Annotated in this window: 1 protein-coding gene; it reads right to left on the reverse strand. The window is 75.8% G+C overall.

Features of this window, described 5'->3' with window-relative positions:
• Positions 1-1,506 (reverse strand): right-handed parallel beta-helix repeat-containing protein (locus BI06_RS29040; RefSeq protein ID WP_233290349.1); only part of this gene is annotated, 1,506 nt, incomplete at both ends.

Consider the following 1,506-nt stretch of genomic DNA (forward strand, 5'->3'; position numbering starts at 1 on the left):
CGCGGGCTGCCGACGGCGGCCGCGGCGGTGCCGTGGGCGTCCGGCAGGCCGTTCTCCTCGCTGGTCAGCTGCTCCACCGCGAGCCGCTCGCTGGCAGCCGTCTGCCGCAGGCCGGAGCCCCGGTTGCGGGACAGCTTGCAGCCGGTCAGCCGGACCGCCTCCACCGAGTCGAGCCGCACCCCGTCGCCGATGTTCTCCACCGCGTCGACCTGGGCCAGGGCGGCCCGCCCGCCCGCGCCGATCCGCACACCGTGGCGGCGGTTGCCGTGGCTGCGGACCCGGGTGCAGGTCAGGTCGCCGCCGTCCTCGACCGACAGGCCGTCCTCGCCCGAGCCGCTCACCTCGCAGTCGCGCAGCGCGGCCCGGCCGACCTTGCCGACCACCACGCCGGAGCCCTTGGCGCCGCGCACCACCCCGGCGCCGACGAAGGTGTCCGCGCCGTCGGTGATCCGCAGTCCGGCCCGCCCGGCGTCGGTCACCTCGACGCCCTCCAGCCGGCCCCGGCCGTCCCGCAGCACCTCGACGCCGTCGGCGCCCGCGCCGGTGACGGTCAGGTGCCGCACCCGGGGGTTGGCGCCGCCGCCGATCGACAGGCCCGGGCCGGTGACGTCCCGGATCTCCAGCCGGTCGATGTCGGCGGCGCTCTCCTCGGCCAGTTCGACACCGGCCCCGCCGCAGCCGCGCACCACCGTGCCCTTGAGCACCGGACCGGCGTGCTCGCCGACCCAGATGCCGGTGCCCTCGGCGTCGGCGACCTCGCAGTTCTCGAAGTGGCCGCGCGAACGGCCGGTGATGTGGATGCCGTGCCCGGCGGTGCGGGCGGTGGAGCAGCGGCGCAGCTCCGGGTCGGTGCCGGCGGCGAGCGCGATGCCGTGGCCGGTGGTGGCGCTGACCACACAGTCCTCCAGCACCACCCGGGCCGCGGAGCTGATGTACACGCCGATCGCGGTGTCCCGGACGGCGGTGCGCACCAGCCGGGTGGTGGAGCGCTCCTCCAGGGCGACGGCGGGCTTGTCGGTGACGGAGATCTCGCAGTCCTCGAAGGTGCCGCGGGCCTCGCCGTTGGCGCAGATGCCGTTGCCGCGGGCGTCGCGCAGCACGCAGTTGCGCAGCAGCGGGTTGGCCCGCTCGCCGACCACCACGGCGGAGGTGCCGAGGTGCTCGATGACGCAGTCCTCGATCACGCTGGTGCCGGTGGAGGTCTCGACGATGCCGGCGCCGGCCGGGTTGGTGACCCGGCAGTCGCGCATCGCGAGCGAGCCCTGCTGGCGGGTCAGGACGGCCGTCCAGGAGGCGCCGACCACCTCGCAGTCCGACATCGCGGCCTGCCCCCGGGGCACGTCGACGGCGGGGAGTTCCTCGTCCTGACCCTGCACGACCAGGCCGGTGAGCTGGACGGCCTCGGCCACCACCTGGACGACGCAGCCCCGCCGGGCGGTGATCCGGACGCTGCCGCGCGGCTCCTCGGCGGTGATGGTGACCATCTTGGTGATGACCAGGTTCTCC

It is taken from the genome of Kitasatospora sp. MBT66, from assembly GCF_000710405.2.
GTDB classification, from domain to species: Bacteria; Actinomycetota; Actinomycetes; order Streptomycetales; family Streptomycetaceae; genus Kitasatospora; species Kitasatospora purpeofusca.